Genomic DNA, 16,017 nt, shown 5'->3' on the forward strand with positions numbered 1-16,017 from the left:
GCGAGGGCATCGCCCCGTCCCGGCTCGGAAAACTGGATGCACGGGTGCCGCGTGCCGCCGGATGCGTCAGAAACGGGGCGCGGCTCGCCGGTCCTTCGGGAGAGCGACGGTCCCGCGGTCGCCCGCGAGGCACCGGAGCACGGCTGATCCCCTCACCGCGCGTCAGCGACCGACCGGTACGACCACACCCGGCTCCACGGTGAAATAAGGCACATTTCACCCACCGGACACGAAGCCTCCAACCGCTACCTGAGCACGGCGAAAGCCCAGGTCACAGCCGACGTCTGAGATCTCTGCCGAATCCGAGCGACTCACGGAGATCATTTCGTTAGGCGTTCTAATGGCTAGGTGGGGCCCCACGACAGAGCGCCCACTGTGCACGGCCTCCCCCATCCCTTCGGATCGAGGCCGCGGACGTCTGCCCACGCCGGCGCCCGCCTGAACCCGTCGCCGACAGGAGGAGGACTGCATGCCCGAAGCCGTACACACGCCCCGCCCCGGAGGCGAGCCTCCGAAGGCCCCGATCGAACGCCGCCACCTCGGCGGCACCGAACGGCGGCGCCCAGGCCAGGAGGCCGAGAACCGTCCTCCCGTCTCCAGTCAGGAACTCAGCAAGGCCCCCGCGGAACTCATCGAGGAGCCCGGCCCCAAGGTCAACTGGCGCGTCTTCGTCATCTCCTCGGCCGTCATCGTCGCCTTCTCCCTCTGGGCCATGTTCGCGCCCGGGCACGCCGCCGACACCATGCGGGCCATGGTGGCCTGGATCGCGGAGAACCTCGGCTGGTTCTACGTCCTGACCATCACCGTGGTGATCGTGTTCGTCCTCTGGGTCGCGCTGTCCAAGGAGGGCTCCGTCCGGCTCGGCCCCGACCACTCCCGGCCGCAGTACAAGCTCTTCACCTGGGTGGCCATGCTGTTCGCCGCCGGTGTGGGCATCGACATGCTCTTCTACTCCGTCACCGGGCCCATCACCCAGTACATGGCTCCACCGACGGGCGAGGGCCAGACCGGCGCGGCCGCCCAGGACGCCGTGGTCTGGACCATGTTCCACTACGGCGTGGCCGGCTGGGCCATGTACTCGCTGCTCGGCATGGCCATGGGCTACTTCGCCTACCGATGGGGCATGCCGCTGTCCATCCGGGCCGCCCTGTACCCCCTGCTCGGCAAGCGCGTCCGCGGCGGGATCGGCGACACCATCGACATCGTCACCCTGGTCGGCACCGTCTTCGGCGTCGCCACCTCCATGGGCATCGGCGTCGTGCTGCTGAACGTCGGCTTCGCCTGGCTGTTCGGCCTCCCGGAGGGCCTGGCCCTGCAGATCGCGCTGGTGGTCGTGGCCGTGATCATGACCATCGCCGCCTGCACCTCGGGCATGGACAAGGGGATCCGGCTGATCTCCGAGCTGAACATCTGGAGCGCGGCGGCCATGCTGCTGTACATCCTGGTGACCGGAGAGTCGGCGTTCCTGCTCAACGCGCTGGTGGAGAACATCGGCCGGTTCGTCTTCTCGCTGCCGGAGCGGACCCTGCAGACCTTCGCCTACCAGGAGGGGGGCTCCGAGTGGATGGCCGGCTGGACCCTGTTCTTCTGGGCGTTCTGGCTGGCCTGGGGCCCGTTCGTGGGCCTGTTCCTCGCTCGCATCTCCCGCGGCCGCACCCTGCGCGAGTTCGTCATCGCCGCCGTCACCGCCCCGGTGCTCTGCGACTTCCTGCTCGTGAGCATCTTCGGCAACAGCGCCATGCGCCAGGTCCTGGACGGGAACACGGAGTTCGCCCAGCAGGCCGTGGACAGCCCGGAGAAGGGCTGGTTCGCGCTGCTGGAGATGTTCCCCGGCGCCGCCTTCCTGATCGGCCTCGGCACGCTGTCCGGCCTGCTGTTCTACCTCACCAGCGCCAACTCCGGCGCCATGGTGATGTCCAACTTCTCCTCCTCGATCCCCAAACCGTCGCAGGACGGGGCGAAGTGGCTGCGCGTCTTCTGGGCGGTGCTCACCGCGGTGCTGACCATCGCGATGCTGGTGGCCGGCGGGGTCACCACCATGGAGTACGCGACGCTCATCTTCGCCCTGCCGGTGACGGTCATCGCCTGGCTGGTGATGGCCTCCTTCTCCAAGGCCCTGCGCATGGAGCGGGCCGAGCGAGAGGGCCGGATCCTGCGCCGGCAGTCGACGGCGGCGCACGGCGGCCACGTGCCCGAGCGCACCTGGCGCCAGCGACTGGAGCGGATGCGTTCCTACCCCTCGAAGAAGCAGGTGGCCCAGTTCATGGAGCGCACCGTGCAGCCGGCGCTGGCCGACGTGGTCCGCGAATTCGGAAAGCAGGACCACCAGGCCACACTGGACCCGGTCCCGAACGAGCACACCGACATCTCCGGCCACGCACTGGTGGTCACGATCCCCGAGCACCGCGACTTCCACTACCAGGTACAGGCCGTCGAGGCCCCGGTGCCGATGTTCGGCGGACGCATGTCCCGCCAGACGGACGTCTACTACCGGGTCGAGGTGTTCACCCAGACCGGCTCCGAGGGATACGACCTCATGGGCCTGTCCCACCAGCAGGTGATCGACGACGTCCTGGACCGCTACGAGGCCCACCTGGGCTTCCTCACCTACTCCACCCAGCACGACTACGCCTCGGTACTCACACCGTCACCCGCGACCACCACGGGCGCCACCCCGGTGGTGGAGCCCGCGGAGCCGCAGAACGGCGCCGGCACGGACACGGCGGACAGCCGACCGAAGGCGTAGGCACCGCTCCACCGGAGCGGCCGGTGCCCGCGCCGGCCGCTCCGCACCCCACGCCTTCGCTCAGGTGCACGGTGGCGGGCACCGCCCGGGCCCCTGGGGCCACCCCCACGACAGCCGGCCGCGTCCCCAGGAGTTCGTCGTCTGCGACCGCGACGAGGACGGCGCGGGATCGCCCCGGCCCCACGGTCGACGAAGTGAGGGGCGCCGTCTAGCGTTCCGCTTTTTCCCAGGGTCTGACCCCGAGCTTTCCGGTGGTTCCGAGGTCGAGGTGCGGGGTCACCGTTACCGGGTCGGCGCCCTCCTTCGCCCGGACCCGCACGTGGGGCACGTTCACCGGCGTACCGAACTCGGTGGTGTTGCGCCAGAGCAGGCCGGCGGTCGCCGACTCGCCGGGCTCGAGCGTGACGGGCCGGGGCGGTTCGTCGGGCCCGGCGCCGGTGGTGATCTCGCCGCTGCCGTCGAGGATCTCGACGCCGTCGACGGGCTCGAGGTCCTCGTCCAGGAGTTCCAGCAGCGGGTAGCCCTCGACGGTGTAGGCGCGCGTGCCGCAGTTGTCGAGGTGCAGGCCCACGACGCGCAGTCCCATGGCCGCGTCGCCCTCGTCGGTGCTGATCCGGATTCCGGAGGCGGGGCACGTGCCCGGTTCGGCCGGTGCCTCGCCCGCGGGGACCTTGGTCACTTCGAGCACCTCGGCCTGCGTCACCCGCGGCGCGGTGGGCGGCAGTTCCCCGGCCCGGACCGCGCCCCGCACGATCTGGCCGGGGCCGACGTCGCGCACGGTCTCGGTCTGGTTGGTCACGGCCCCGCCGTCGCCGCTCTTGAAGGTGAAGACGATCGAGTAGGTCAGGATCTCGGTGCCCTCATTGGTGACCTCGTAGCCGGCGGAGACCCCCGAGTCCGCGTCCGACCCCGTGGTGAGCCCTTCGGCGGAGACGGAGCGGCTGCGGGTGGGCGAGGGCGAGGCCGACGGGAGGGTCAGCGAAATGATCCGGACACCGTCCTTGCCCGGATCGTCGGTCTGTGTTCCCTTCTGCGACGCGGCCGTGCCCGCGCCGGTGCTCCCGGCACCCGCGCGCTCCGTCCCACAGGCCGTGAGCAGCAGAGCGGTCGCGACGAGAACCGACAGTAAGGGGGTGGTGGCGGCGAGAGCCGGGCGGAGGTCGGTGGGTCTGCTCATCCGGTCATCCCATCAGGGTGTGGCCCCTGCGCGTGCGACGGGGCCACAGTTCCGGTCACAGGGGCGTCACAAGCGGGGGCGGGGAGACATCCGGGAGACGTCGGGGAAATGCGGCCCCAGAAGCGGCCACTCCCCGTTCGTCGATTCCCCCGGTCCATGCTCGGCCCGACGAGCGACCGGGACAGCAGCCGCAAAATCGGCCGACCAGACCGATTCACCGGACCAACCCCTCCAACCCCTCCAACTCCTCGGCGAACAGGTTGACTTACCGCTTCCGGTTCTCCGCCTCCACCACGGTCTCGAGCATACGCAGCCCCTGACACACCCCTCTGACCGCAGGCCTCCCGGGACCCGCGTACACCCGGGAGGCCCACAGACTCGGGGCTGCGGACACGTGTCGCGCAGGGTGCGTACGGCCCGGTGCGGGGCCTCGGCCGTACGGGCGACGTCTGCCCCGATCACGTCGTCGATGTGCCACAGCGAGCCGACCGACGGGAGGGAAGCCCGCCGTCCGAAAAGCGCTGACGATGTGGACGGCTCGTCGGCGTGCTCTAGGGACTCCCCTAACTCCGCCGAGGGAACTGCTGCGCACACGTCAAAGTTCGGCATTCTGGGCCCGTCCGCGCATGAGGAGACCGATCCTCCACGCACTTCGCAGTTCGGAGACAGCATTGCGATCGATACGCATGGCCCTGCTGGGCCTCGTGGCCCTCGTGGGCGGCCTGCTCGCGGCGACGCCCGCGCAGGCGGCGCCCCTCTTCAAGGCACCCTTCGCCTGTGGCCAGAAATGGACGTACAGCCACCACTCGGCCGAGGTCCGTCGCGCGCTGGACTTCGTCCGCAGTGACGGCGGCACCACCAACGGCTCGCCCGTGCTCGCCTCGGCCTCCGGAACCGCCACCCGGCACTACCAGGCGAACGGCGCCGGCAACTACATCAAGATCGACCACGGCGGCGGCTGGCAGACGTACTACTTCCACCTGAGCGCCTTCTCCGTCGCCAGCGGCTCGTACGTCGGCCAGGGGCAGCGGATCGGCACCACCGGCAACACCGGCAACAGCTTCGGCGCACACATCCACTACGAGCAGCTCTACAACGGCGTCGGCCAGAACATCAAGATCAACGGAACCTCGCTCGCCTACCCCGGCTCGTACGGCAGCTACCACCTGACCAGCGACAACGGCTGCGGCACCGGCACCGGTACGTACTGGGTCGACACCTTCACCAACGCCACGGGCTACGCGCAGCCGAACACCAACGACGCGCAGGGAGTGCTGAACGCGGGTACCCACTACGTGTACTGCAAGGTGTGGGGCCAGGAGATCCGCGGCGCGAACGGCACCTACAACCACTGGTGGCTGAAGACGGACCTCGACACCACCTACGCGGGCAAGAACGGGCGTGGAGCGTACGTCTCCGCGTACTACCTGTCGCGCTGGGGCAACGACGAAGCACGTGACAACAACGGCACCGTGATCCCGAACTGCTGACGTCTCGTCACCGAATGTACCGGGTTCGGCCGCTCCCTCGTGAGCGGCCGGGCCCGGTGTGCGGGGCGCCGGCCCTCGTCCCGCGGGCGTCACCGTCCGGGCGTGGACGCCGCAGTGGGCCGGCGCTAAGGCTTGCGTGCCACGCCGCCGAAGTCGTCGACCTCGACGGCCGGCTCGCCGGACCGGCCGGGACGCCACCGGGAGACGGAGACGACGCCGGGATCCAGCAACTCCAAACCGGCGAAGAACCGGGTGAGTTGCTTCGGGCTGCGGTTGATGCGGGGGTTGTCGCTCGCCGCGTTCCACTGCTCGATCATCTCGCGCATCTGCTGCGGGTCGAGGACCTCGGTGTCGTCGCAGAGCACGAGGTGGCTGCCGGAGGGCAGAGCGTCCATCAGACGGCCGACGAGGCCGTAGACGGTGTCGTCGGTGATGTGGGCGGTGACACCCAGCAGTATCAGTGCGACCGGCTGTGTGAAGTCCAGTGTCCTGGTGGCCTGTTCCAGGATGTTCTCCGGGTCGCGCAGGTCGGCGTCGATGTAGTCCGTCGCGCCTTCGCGGGTGCTGGTGAGCAGCGCCGCGGCGTGGGCCAGGACGACCGGGTCGTGGTCGACGTAGACGATCCGGGCCTCGGGGGCGAGCCGCTGGGCGACCTCGTGGGTGTTGTCCGCGGTGGGCAGGCCGGTACCCACGTCCAGGAACTGGCGGATGCCTGCCTCGCCGACGAGGTACTCCACCGCCCGGACGAGGAACGCCCGCTGCGCCACGGCGATGTCGAGGATCTCGGGGTTGGCGCTCGCGATCCGGTCCCCGACCTCCTCGTCGACCCCGTAGTGGTCCTTGCCGCCGAGCCAGTAGTTCCAGATCCGGGCGGAGTGCGGCACGCTGCTGTTGATGACCGGACGCTCAAGTGACATACGTACTCCACGAGTTGGGTGGACGATACTCCAGAACATAGGTGTTCGGGCCATCGGGCACCCGGTGAATCGGATCTCCGGTGGCCGGAGGCCGAGTTCCGCTCCGCCCGTCAGCGCGCGGCGCGGGGAGCTGCGCGGTCCCGGGGCCGCGAGGCCGGGGACGGGTGCCGTGCGGAAAAGCGTGAGCAGTCGGCGGACAGGTGTCATGTGAGCACTCGAATGAGCGGCATCGGGACAGTGGTGGCCGAAGTGCTCACGCTTTCGGGACGGTGTGCCCTCCCCGGGGGGCGTGGGTGAGTGTCCCGGTGTCGCACGTGTCGAGGCTGCCGAGCGGCACGGCCGGTCCCGGCCCTCGGTGGCACCTTCAGATCCCTTGCACCACCCGCAGGGGCACCGCCCTGGCGTCAGGGCGGTTCGTGCGCACGAGGGGCTCTCCGGCATCCGCCGGAAGGGAGCCTCCGGGGGCGCTCGCACCGTCAAGACGCGAAGACATAACGGGGTTTAGGTCCGGTACCACCCGCCCGCCGTGTTCAAAGTATTGACACGTGCATTACAGCGGCTTTACGTTCCGGCCACCTGAGAGCGCTCTCAGACTCCCCCCTGTCACGACGTGAGGTGCCCCATGCCATCCCCCCGCGCCCGCACCAGACCGGCAGTAGTGCTGCTGCTGTCCTCAGCCCTCGCCGTCGTCGGCCTGGGCCCGGCCGCCACACCGGCGGCCGCCGCCACCGTCCCCGTGGGCTCCGGCAGTTACTCCGACACCCGGCCCGCCGGTACGTCGGGTCCCACCACCAACACCGGTGCCCCGGTCACGCCCAAGCTGACCGCCGCCGCCCGGAACCGGCCCGTGCCCACCAACGACTGGTGGTCCTCCCTGGCCTTCCAGCGCTACGGCGACAACCCGTACTCGACCCCCATGTACGGCCACCCCCTCACCTACCAGGCCACATCCGGCGGGCTCGACGTCGGCTACCCGACGACCCCCGCGATCGTCGGTGACGGCCGCCAGTACGAGTACGCCCACAAGCGCGACCTCACCATCGGACTGACCGGCCTCAACTCCCCCGACACCAAGGCCGACGACTGGTCCGACTGGACGGTCACCCCCTACTGGTCCGACGGCGCCCGCACCCTGCGCACCACCATCGGCCACGGCTCCCCGTTCGTGTACGCCAAGGGCTCCGGCGGCAACGCCCAGATCACCACCGCCGGCGCGCCCACCGTCTTCGCCGACCAGGGCAACGTCCTCGGCATCACCGTCGCCGGGCATCACTACGCCCTCTTCGCGCCGACCGGCAGCGACTGGAACGTCGCCGGTTCCACCGTCACCGCGGGTCTCGGCTCCAAGGACTACTTCTCCGTCGCCGTGCTGCCGTCCACCGGCGCGCTGGCGACCTTCAAGAAGTACGCCTACAGCTTCGTCACCGACTCCAAGGCCACCTGGAACTACACCGGGGGCACCGTCAAGGCCACCTACACGCTCACCACCGAGGCGAAGGAAGGCACCGAGCGCGGCACGCTCCAGGCCCTCTACCGCCACCAGTGGCTGAACACCACGGACCCCCTCACCTCCCACACCTACGTCTCACCGCGCGGCACCATGAAGGTCCGCGAGTCGGCCTCCTTCACCACCAGCCAGAAGGCCGCGGCGGTGCTGCCCGCGCTGCCCAAGTCGAACGGCGTGGACGCCGCCCGACTGCGCGGGTACCTGAACGACGTCGTGAACGCCTCCGACCCCTTCTCCGGCGCCACGGACACCTACTGGACCGGCAAGGCCCTCGGCCGCCTCGCCCAGCTCGTCCCGGTGGCCGACCAGATCGGCGAGACCGGCATCCGCGACCGGCTGCTCGGCCTGATGAAGGGCAAGCTCCAGGACTGGTTCACCGCGGGAGGCGCGAACGAGTTCAGCTACGACAAGGACTGGAAGACGCTCACCGGCTACCCCGCCTCCTACGGCAGCGACACCGAGCTCAACGACCACCACTTCCACTACAGCTACTACGTCTACGCGGCGGCGATCGTCGCCCAGTACGACCAGGGCTGGGCCGCCGAGTCCGCCTGGGGCGGCATGGTCAAGACCCTCGTCCGGGACACCGCCAACCCCAGCCGCACCGACACCGCCTTCCCCTTCCTGCGCGGCTTCGACGTCTACGCGGGCCACAGCTGGGCCTCCGGGCACCAGGGCTTCGCCGCCGGCAACAACCAGGAGTCCTCCTCCGAGTCCACCAACCTCAGCGCGGCCCTCGTCCTGTGGGGCTCCGCCACGGGTGACACCTCGCTGCGTGACCTCGGCACCTTCCTGCTGACCACCGAGTCGGAGTCGATCGCCCAGTACTGGTTCGACGCCGACGAGCAGGTCTTCCCGTCCTCCTTCGGCCACGACACGGCCGGCATGGTGTGGGGCAGCGGCGCCGCCTACGCCACCTGGTGGACCGCCAACCCCGAGGAGATCCACGGCATCAACGTCCTGCCCGTGACCGGCGGTTCGCTGCACCTCGGTGGTGAGAAGGCCGCGATCCGGCGCAACATCGCCGAGATGGAGCGGGAGAACGGCGGCCCGGCCGTCGAATGGCGCGACCTCCTCTGGGAGTTCGAGTCCTTCGCGGACCCGGCCGCGGCCAAGGCGAAGTGGGACGCGGGCCACGCCGGCTACACCCCGGAGGAAGGGGAGTCGAAGGCGCACACCTACCACTGGATCAACACCCTCGCCGCCCTCGGTGCCCCGGACGCCACCGTGACCGGTGACATCCCCACCTCCGCCGTCTTCACCAAGGGAACGGCCCGCACCTACGCGGCCCACAACCACGGAGCCACGGCGCGCACCGTGACCTTCTCCGACGGCAAGACCCTCTCCGTGCCGGCCCGTTCCACCGCGACCGGCACCGGAACCGGGTCCACGGACCCCGACCCCGACCCCGAGCCGGAACCGCCGACCGGCAACACCTTCCAGCTGCGCAGCGGTGGCGCCCTGACCACGGCGACCGGTGGCACGGCGGGCAGTGACACCATCGCCTCCGCCGGCGGCACCAACCGCGACGGCACCCCGTACCAGCCCCTGGTCTACGAGGTCCGCGGCGTCAACGGCACGCTCGCCCCGGGCGCGCAGACCGCCTTCCGGCTCCAGGTGGACGCCGGCACCACGGTCGGCCTCGGCCAACAGGCGCGGATCAGCTACGACTTCACCGGCGACGGCAGCTTCGACCGGACCGAGACGTACCACTACTTCGCGACCGACCCGGTCACCGGCTGGGAGGAGTACACACAGGCACGCGGCCTCAGGGCGTCCACGGGCACACCGGGCAACCTGAACGGCGGCACCGTACGCCTCGAGGTGTGGAGCGCCATCGGCAACGGCACCTCGAAGCTCCAGACGGGCACGGACAAGTCCGTACTGGTGATCCCCTACAGCTGAACCCGCGAAAACCGGCGGCGGGCATCGGCATCCGGCCGATGCCCGCCGCACCGGCATGCCCGGGACGCTGGGGAGCGGCTGTCGGCGGATCAGACGGGCGGGGGCGGCCGCAGGTCAGCCGTTGAGCCTCTGGTGGACCTCGGCGACCGTGGCGGCCAGGTCGCTCAGGTCGGGGCGGACGGCGTGCGCGATCGAGGGGTCGTCACTCGCGTGGAGACGGTTGATCCACACGCGGGTGATGCCGAGTTCACCGGCCGGAACCATGTCGTGGAAGTAGCTCTGCGCCACATGCACCCAGCGGTCACGGGTGACGCCGAGGGACTTCTCGAAATGCTCGAAGTGGTCGTGGGCCGGCTTGTAGGCGCCGGAGTCCTCGGCGGTGACGACCGCGTCGAACCGGACCCGCAGGCGGCGCTGGGTCTCGCCGATGATGACGCGGTCGCAGTTGGTGAGCAGGGCGAGGTTCCAGCCGGACTCCCGCAGCTCGCGCAGGGCCTGCCGCGTCTCGGGGAAGACCGGCCAGAACGGGATGCCGGCCGTCAGGACGCGGGCGTCGTCCTCCAGCAGATCGATCTTCGCCTCGGTGGCCGTGCGCTTCAGGGCCTCCGCCAGGACGTCGCCGTAGCGCATGGAGGGGTGCTCGCGCTGCACCTGCGGCTCGTGGCGGTTGTAGACGTCCAGCAGCTCCCAGCCCTTACCGGGCGCGACCAGTTCGATGCCGGTGGCGATGCCGTGGCGCCAGTCCACGAGGGTGCCGAAACAGTCGAAGGTGACCCAACGCTTCTCGCTCATCGATCTTCCTCCGGGTCGCAGAAGGAGCCGCGACGGCGTCCGCGGCACGACCACAGGCCGGGCCGCAGGCCGGGCCACAGGCCATGGGCGCCGCCGACAGTCGGATTGTCCACGATCTCGGACCCGGGCGCTTTTCGTCAGCTGCCCGAGGTGCGCATCGAGTCGTGCTCAAGCTGCGGGATCCACCCTCGCGGCGGGCCCGGACCGGTGGGCCTTCTCTCGTGACGCGAGGGCACCTGCCGGTCGGCGAGTACGGCCCGCACCCCGGGCGGCTGCGGCGGCAGCCGGAACAGAAGGCTCATCCGGACCACTCGTCGATCACGACTCGACACCGCCCTGGCGCTTGGCCAACTCCGATCGCTTGTACGAGTACGAGAAGTAGACCCCGCACCCGATCAGGAACCAGACGACGAACCGCACCCAGGTCTGCCACTGCAGGAACGTGATCAGCCAGATCGAGAAGATCACACCCAGCGCCGGCACGAACGGCATCCCCGGAGTACGGAAGCTGCGCGGCAGGTCCGGCTGCCGGTAGCGGAGCACGATCACCGCCGTGCACACCACCACGAACGCCAGCAGGATGCCGATGTTGGTCAGTTCGGCCGCCTCCTCGATCGGCAGGAAGCCGGCGATGGCGGCCGACGCCACCCCGACGATCCACGTCACGCGCGTCGGCACGTGTCGCGTGGGGTGCGTCTTCGCGAACCACTTGGGCAGCAGCCCGTCCCGGGACATGGAGAACCACACCCGGGTCACACCCAGCATGAACGTGAACATCACCGTGAGGATGCCGATGATCGCCCCCACCGCGATCACGTCCGCCAGCCGGTCCAGCCCCACCGACTGGAAGGCGGTCGAGAAGCCGCTCTCCTTGTCGATGTCCTTGTAGTTCTGCATGCCGGTCAGCACCAGGCAGGCCGCCGCGTACAGCACCATCGCGATCGCCAGCGAGTAGATGATCGCCTTCGGCATGTGCCGCCGCGCGTCCTTGGACTCCTCGGCCGCCGTCGACATCGCGTCGTAGCCGAAGACCGCGAAGAACACGGTCGCCGCACCGGTGAACGCCCCGCTGATCCCGTAGGGGAAGAACGGGTGGTAGTTGGCGGTGTTGATGTGGAAGACACCGACCCCGATCACCACCAGCACGACCAGCACCTTCAGCGCCACCACGATCGTCTCGAAGCGGGCCGCACTGCGGATGCCGAGGGTCAGCAGCCAGGCGATGAGCAGGCACAGGAGCGCCGCGAACAGGTCCACCTTGTGCCCGGCACCGGTGCCGGGCGCGCCCAGCATCCAGGCGGGCAGCTGCGCGCCCATGTCCTCGATCAGGAAGCTGAAGTAGCCGGAGATGCCGATCGCGACCACCGCCACGATCGCCGTGTACTCCAGGAGCAGGTCCCAGCCGATGAACCAGCCGGCGAACTCGCCGAGCACCGCGTAGCCGTAGGTGTAGGCCGAACCCGCCTTCGGGATCATGCCCGCGAACTCGGCGTACGACAGGGCCGCGGCCGCGCTGGCCACGCCCGCGATGAGGAAGGACACCAGCACCGCGGGGCCCGCCGTACCGTTGGCCACCGTACCGGCGAGGGTGAAGATGCCCGCGCCGATGATGCCGCCCACACCGATCGCGGTCAGCTGCCACAGCCCCAGCGTCCGCTCCAGCCGAGGTCCCTCACCGGCTTCCGTCTCCTCGATGTGTTCGATGGGCTTACGGCGCAGAATGCCCTCGCCCGCCCGGAGCCCGGCCATGTGCCTCACCTCTTCGCCTACGGCAACGGCTGACGGCGGATCATGTCGGCTCGGCGCCGCCGGGTCGGGGAGGACCGCCGTGCACGCGGCCGGACCGCGGCGAGGCGGCGGTCGGTCCGGCCCACCGGCCTACGGCACCACCGTCACCTGCCATCGTCCGCTTCGACCAGGTGGACCGCGACCGAACCGACGCCCCGGGGGCCGGCCTGCTCGGCGGCACCCACCACCGCGTCCGCCTTCAGCCCGGCGACGGCCCTGACCAGGCCGTCGTACGGGTCGTCGCGGAACGTGGGGAACGGCCGGCGAACCCCGGGCACCCCCTTCAGCCGTTCGGCTGTCTCCCGGAGCCACCGGGCGAGGCCGGCGGCCTGCGCGGCGGCCCGTATCGAGGAGTCGGAGCCGTCCACCCGACGACGACGGCCTTCGGTCCGTCCGTGCCCCGCAGAGTGATCACGACTCGATACGCGCCCCGGCACAGTGGTCCACTCCGCGGCCGGGGTGCGGTGAAGTCATCGTCCGAGACCCCGGTGCCGTCGGATCTCGCCTTCGTGCCGTTCGTCGGTGGGTGCGAGCCCGGCGGCAGTGGCGACGAGGGCGGCGGTGCGGGAGACAGCGCCGCGGGTGGCCTTCTTCCCGTTGTCACCGGGAATGCACCCCAATGGCCCCGATCCTGGCCCGCTGTGGAGCACGTCGCCGTCACCGCCCTTAATGTTTCCGCTGGAAGGAGGGGCCGTCATGAACGCATCCGGACGACATTCGTCACACCAAGAGGGACCATGACGAACTCTCCCGGTAACGCCGCGGGCCTTCTCGTACGTTCTCGCCCACGGTCCCTGGATCTGCTCGGGTGCCTTGCCTTCTGTGAACCGACCCCAGGCGTCGTCGTCCGGCGGCATCGGCGCCGGACCAAGCCCGGGCGGCCCTGACTCTGTTCCTTCCCACCACCACGGAGGCGACCATGGGCTTCGTCGGCCGACCCTTCATTTTCCTCGCCGTTGCGGTTCTCGGCGGCTCTGCCGGGCTCGCTCTCATCGGATCCGCGTCGGCCGACGTGGTCCCGCGGAAGACGGCCGGGACCGCGGCACCCCACCCTGCCGACGGCTCCTCGGCGAAAAGCCGCACCCTCCGCGTGGAGGCCCGGCTGCACGTCGGCGAAGAGCTGGATCTGGGTGCACCAGGCCGCAGCGTCGGCGACCAGTTCCTCTTCAGCGGGGATCTGGTCTCGACCGAGGGGCCGGAAGACCGCTTCGCCGGACGCTTCAGCGGGTCCTGCGCCCTCACCGACCTCGAACGCGACACGGGACCGTGCTCGTCGACCGCGGTGCTGCCGGAAGGACAGATCACCGTCCAGGGCGAGCAAACCGGAATTCCGGTACCGAGCCCGGTCGTCAACGCGATCACCGGAGGCACCGGAGAGTTCCGTAAGGCGCGTGGCCAGGTGACACAACGGGTGCTGACGCCGGCGACCTGGCACCTCACCTTCGAAGTTTTCGACGTGCAGCCTCATCGGACCGGGGACGGTCGCAGTCCGTCCGAGGCGCCGATGCCCACACCGTTGTCCTCCTCCGGCAAGTAGCCGCGCCAGGCGGTGCCGCCGCCGCCCGGAACACGGTGGCGAGAGCAGCGGTCCGCGACCCGCACCCCTCACCACACAGGGAGACGTCGTGAGCAAGAACTTCCGCACACTCCTGAACTGGGGCGTCGCCCTGGTCACCGCCACGGCCGCCACCGTCACGATCGGCGCAACCACCGGTGGCCCGCCGAACCCGCTGCCGGCCGACCCGCAGACCCGCCCGACGGCCGGTCAGGAGAAGGAACCGCAGAGCGATTCCCGGGCGGCGGAGCGCCGGCAGATCGCCACATCGACCCTGGACGGGGACGCCAAGTTCACACTCACCGCTCTGCGGTCGCAGACCGATCCGCTCGCGGCATCCGTGCGCCTCCAGGTCTTCACCTTCGAGAACGGTGTGTGGAGGGAGTCGGACCGTGCTCTGGTCGGTGAGGCGGATGCCTGGTTCTGGTTCCCGCTGACCGGCCGCCACGCGGTGTGCGAGTTCTCCACCGCCGGTACGGAGCCCGCACCGGTCGCCGTCAGCCTGCTGATCACGCCGTCGATCGGCTGTTCACCGACCGAGGACTTCCGGATCGAGAACGGGCAGATCATCCCCGCCTGACAGCGGCCGGGCACCGTCGTCGCCCGCCGTCCACAGGGGGAGACGACGTGCCGGAAGTCCTCCGGCGTGCCGGCCGGGCAACCGACGCCGCAGCGATTCCGCCTCCCGGTGAGCACCGGGCGGCGGGCGGCGGGCGGCGGGCGGCGGGCGGCGGGTTCAGCGTCGGTGCGTGCGGTGGCGGGTCCCGCAGGGCCAGGACCAGCAGCCGCTGCGCCCGGTCGGGGGCGAGGACCGACGGCGGACCCGGATCAGGGCGCACAGCGTGGGCATGCACGAGGACACCGCGCGCTCCAGGACCTCGTCGTGCGGGCGGTCGCCCGCGGGGGCGTGGTGGTCGGCGGCGTGCACCGGCAGGAGAGGCAGCGGACCCGTCGGGCACCACCACACCCGGCACCTCTGCCGTTCGGTCGTGTCGGCGAAGTCGCCTGTGCCTTCAGGGGCTTGGGGGGCGAGGACGGGAGTGGCGACCGTGTCCCACAACCGTTCCAGGGTCGCCATGACGGTCTGCCGGCTGGGCCCCAGGACCACCCCCGACGAAACCATCACACTCTCACACGTGAAAGATTGACGACGCTTTCCCTTCCATGGTTAGGTGTCCGTGCTTCCGGCGGTGGCCGGGGGGACTCCGTCGGAAGCACCAGTCCCCCTGTCCCCATCCCCGTCCAAGGGCGGGAAGCGCGCTTGCTTCCCGACGTACGACCCATACGGATCCGACGCAAGGAGCACCATCCGCGATGCACGACACCTCACCCTCCTTCCAGCTGCTGCCCGGCTCCCCCGACTCCCCCGTGATCCTGCACGTCCCGCACTCCTCGCGGGTCGTGCCGGCGGAGGTGCGGAGCGGGATCACGCTCGACGACACCGCCCTGGAGCGGGAGTTGGACCACATGACCGACTCGCACACGGCGGAGATCGCGAAGCTGGCCGCCGGCCGGGTGCCCTCCGGTACGCCCTGGCGGTTCGTGAACCGGCTCTCCCGTCTGGTCGTCGACCCCGAGCGGTTCCCGGACGAGCGGGAGGAGATGCTGGCCGTCGGCATGGGGGCGGTGTACACGGGGACGTCGCACCAAGGTGAGCTGCGCCCGGGCGACCACGACGGACGTCCGCTCGTGGAGCGGTACTTCCACCCGTACGCCGAGGCCATGACCGACGCGGTCGCCGGGCGGCTGGACGCGGTGGGGCGGGCGGTCGTCATCGACGTGCACTCGTACCCGACCGAGCCCCTGCCGTACGAGCTCCACGGCACCGGCCCCCGCCCGCCGATCTGCCTGGGCACGCACCCCTTCCACACCCCGGCCGGGCTGCTCGCCCGCGCGGAGAAGGCGTTCGCGGGCTTCGGCGGTACGGGGGTCGACAGCCCCTTCGCGGGGACGTACGTACCGCTCGCGTACTACGGGAAGGATCCGCGGGTGAGCGCGCTGATGATCGAGATCCGCAGGGATCTGTACATGGACGAGCCGGGCGGCCCGGCGGGGCCGGGGCTCGCCGTGCTGGCGGAGGCGCTGGCGGAGCTGGTGCGGTCGGCCCACTCGGAGTAGGCGTCCGGGCCGCCGCCCGCCA

At 70.3% G+C, this 16,017-nt stretch carries 11 protein-coding genes and 1 pseudogene; 6 read left to right on the forward strand and 6 right to left on the reverse strand.

Annotated features, from left to right (window positions below; translation table 11 throughout):
* Positions 1–469 precede the first annotated feature (469 nt).
* Entirely contained in the window at positions 470–2,746 is a 2,277-nt protein-coding gene (gene betT, locus ACTWJ9_RS02945; RefSeq protein ID WP_279332454.1) for a choline BCCT transporter BetT, read from the forward strand.
* A 208-nt stretch (positions 2,747–2,954) separates the two neighbouring features.
* Here betT and ACTWJ9_RS02950 read toward each other — a convergent pair whose 3' ends face one another.
* Positions 2,955–3,923: a DUF4232 domain-containing protein gene (locus tag ACTWJ9_RS02950; RefSeq protein WP_387034486.1), complete on the reverse strand. Its 969-nt coding sequence runs from the start codon at positions 3,921–3,923 to the stop codon at positions 2,955–2,957.
* A gap of 686 nt (positions 3,924–4,609) precedes the next feature.
* Between ACTWJ9_RS02950 and ACTWJ9_RS02955 the strand changes: the two genes are divergently transcribed.
* A complete protein-coding gene (locus tag ACTWJ9_RS02955) occupies positions 4,610–5,413 on the forward strand; it encodes a M23 family metallopeptidase (RefSeq protein ID WP_387034701.1) in 804 nt (267 codons plus the stop codon).
* Positions 5,414–5,538: 125 nt separating this feature from the next.
* On the opposite strand, the gene ACTWJ9_RS02960 is transcribed toward ACTWJ9_RS02955, so the two are convergent.
* On the reverse strand, positions 5,539–6,330 hold the full coding sequence (locus ACTWJ9_RS02960) for an SAM-dependent methyltransferase (RefSeq protein ID WP_387034488.1): 792 nt from the start codon (positions 6,328–6,330) through the stop codon (positions 5,539–5,541).
* Between the two features lie 622 nt (positions 6,331–6,952).
* On the opposite strand from ACTWJ9_RS02960, the gene ACTWJ9_RS02965 reads away from it, so the two are divergent.
* On the forward strand, positions 6,953–9,742 hold the full coding sequence (locus tag ACTWJ9_RS02965; protein WP_387034490.1) for a glycosyl hydrolase: 2,790 nt from the start codon (positions 6,953–6,955) through the stop codon (positions 9,740–9,742).
* 114 nt (positions 9,743–9,856) lie between these two features.
* On the opposite strand, the gene ACTWJ9_RS02970 is transcribed toward ACTWJ9_RS02965, so the two are convergent.
* The 3 genes and pseudogenes from ACTWJ9_RS02970 to ACTWJ9_RS02980 form a co-directional block, all read right to left on the reverse strand.
* On the reverse strand, positions 9,857–10,534 hold the full coding sequence (locus ACTWJ9_RS02970) for an HAD family hydrolase (protein ID WP_387034492.1): 678 nt from the start codon (positions 10,532–10,534) through the stop codon (positions 9,857–9,859).
* Between the two features lie 318 nt (positions 10,535–10,852).
* Positions 10,853–12,283 (reverse strand): amino acid permease, encoded by a 1,431-nt coding sequence (locus ACTWJ9_RS02975; protein WP_387034703.1) that lies wholly within the window; start codon positions 12,281–12,283, stop codon positions 10,853–10,855.
* Positions 12,284–12,412: 129 nt separating this feature from the next.
* A pseudogene (locus tag ACTWJ9_RS02980) lies at positions 12,413–12,627 on the reverse strand (universal stress protein); the annotation flags it as partial.
* A gap of 614 nt (positions 12,628–13,241) precedes the next feature.
* Between ACTWJ9_RS02980 and ACTWJ9_RS02985 the strand changes: the two are divergent.
* Together ACTWJ9_RS02985 and ACTWJ9_RS02990 are read left to right on the forward strand one after the other, a co-directional pair.
* The gene (locus ACTWJ9_RS02985; protein WP_443295133.1) at positions 13,242–13,859 is read left to right on the forward strand and encodes an allene oxide cyclase barrel-like domain-containing protein; all 618 of its coding nucleotides are present in this window, start codon (positions 13,242–13,244) and stop codon (positions 13,857–13,859) included.
* 88 nt (positions 13,860–13,947) lie between these two features.
* A complete protein-coding gene (locus ACTWJ9_RS02990) occupies positions 13,948–14,457 on the forward strand; it encodes a hypothetical protein (RefSeq protein WP_388705683.1) in 510 nt (169 codons plus the stop codon).
* Between the two features lie 156 nt (positions 14,458–14,613).
* On the opposite strand, the gene ACTWJ9_RS02995 is transcribed toward ACTWJ9_RS02990, so the two are convergent.
* The gene (locus ACTWJ9_RS02995) at positions 14,614–15,000 is read right to left on the reverse strand and encodes a hypothetical protein (protein WP_388705686.1); all 387 of its coding nucleotides are present in this window, start codon (positions 14,998–15,000) and stop codon (positions 14,614–14,616) included.
* A gap of 191 nt (positions 15,001–15,191) precedes the next feature.
* Between ACTWJ9_RS02995 and ACTWJ9_RS03000 the strand changes: the two genes are divergently transcribed.
* Positions 15,192–15,995, forward strand: a complete 804-nt coding sequence (locus ACTWJ9_RS03000; RefSeq protein WP_443295134.1) for an N-formylglutamate amidohydrolase — start codon at positions 15,192–15,194, stop codon at positions 15,993–15,995.
* The last annotated feature ends 22 nt before the right edge of the window (positions 15,996–16,017 follow it).

This window comes from Streptomyces sp. GDS52 (assembly GCF_052246875.1).
Lineage (GTDB): Bacteria > Actinomycetota > Actinomycetes > Streptomycetales > Streptomycetaceae > Streptomyces > Streptomyces cathayae.

What these genes read in the sequence shown, in the direction of transcription:
- betT (WP_279332454.1), top strand. Translation starts at nt 470, where the DNA reads ATGCCCGAAGCCGTACACACGCCCCGCCCCGGAGGCGAGCCTCCGAAG.
- ACTWJ9_RS02950 (WP_387034486.1), bottom strand. Translation starts at nt 3,923, where the DNA reads ATGAGCAGACCCACCGACCTCCGCCCGGCTCTCGCCGCCACCACCCCC.
- ACTWJ9_RS02955 (WP_387034701.1), top strand. Translation starts at nt 4,610, where the DNA reads ATGGCCCTGCTGGGCCTCGTGGCCCTCGTGGGCGGCCTGCTCGCGGCG.
- ACTWJ9_RS02960 (WP_387034488.1), bottom strand. Translation starts at nt 6,330, where the DNA reads ATGTCACTTGAGCGTCCGGTCATCAACAGCAGCGTGCCGCACTCCGCC.
- ACTWJ9_RS02965 (WP_387034490.1), top strand. Translation starts at nt 6,953, where the DNA reads ATGCCATCCCCCCGCGCCCGCACCAGACCGGCAGTAGTGCTGCTGCTG.
- ACTWJ9_RS02970 (WP_387034492.1), bottom strand. Translation starts at nt 10,534, where the DNA reads ATGAGCGAGAAGCGTTGGGTCACCTTCGACTGTTTCGGCACCCTCGTG.
- ACTWJ9_RS02975 (WP_387034703.1), bottom strand. Translation starts at nt 12,283, where the DNA reads ATGGCCGGGCTCCGGGCGGGCGAGGGCATTCTGCGCCGTAAGCCCATC.
- ACTWJ9_RS02985 (WP_443295133.1), top strand. Translation starts at nt 13,242, where the DNA reads ATGGGCTTCGTCGGCCGACCCTTCATTTTCCTCGCCGTTGCGGTTCTC.
- ACTWJ9_RS02995 (WP_388705686.1), bottom strand. Translation starts at nt 15,000, where the DNA reads ATGGTTTCGTCGGGGGTGGTCCTGGGGCCCAGCCGGCAGACCGTCATG.
- ACTWJ9_RS03000 (WP_443295134.1), top strand. Translation starts at nt 15,192, where the DNA reads ATGCACGACACCTCACCCTCCTTCCAGCTGCTGCCCGGCTCCCCCGAC.